This is a genomic window from Shigella sp. FC1967 (assembly GCF_001743005.1).
Lineage (GTDB): Bacteria > Pseudomonadota > Gammaproteobacteria > Enterobacterales > Enterobacteriaceae > Proteus.
In genome coordinates this window covers 1-567 of sequence record NZ_MIIZ01001167.1, presented here as the reverse complement: position 1 = coordinate 567, position 567 = coordinate 1, and the positions used below count along the sequence as shown (strand labels likewise).

Below are 567 nucleotides of genomic sequence, written 5' to 3'. Positions count from 1 at the left end.
GCGATAAAAATCCCGAAAATCGCACCGATTGAAGCGCGTTTACATCGTGAAATTACGGGGGCGCTGAAAAGTATCACACTGAGCCGCAGCGCAACCGGAAAATACTATGCGTCACTACTCTGTGATGACGGGGTAGAAGCACCGGCAAAGCCAACATTGATATCAAATATCACGGAGCTTGATGTGGGGCTGAGTCATTACGCCATCAAATCAGACGGCAATAAGATTGCTAATCCGCGCCACCTTATCAATGCCAGCCGTCACCTACGTCGAAAAACAAAAAGCCTTATCTCGCAAGCAAAAAGGGAGTGCTCATCGCCGTAAAGCCCGAATACAGCTTGCAGGTGTACACGAACGGGTAGCCAATGCCCGTGCTGATTTTCAACACAAACTCTCTCGTGCAATTGTTGACGAAAACCAAGCGGTAATTGTCGAGACACTGAAATCGGCGAATATGATGAAAAACCACTGTCTGGCTCGCGCTATCGGTGATGCAGGCTGGCATGGTTTTATCACAAAGCTGGAATATAAAGCCGCAGAAAAAGGCGTCCATCTGGTAAAACTGGA

General features: G+C 48.1%; 1 pseudogene. It reads left to right on the top strand.

What is annotated here, in order from left to right:
- Positions 1-567, top strand: a pseudogene (locus BHE89_RS26480) (RNA-guided endonuclease TnpB family protein); the annotation flags it as partial.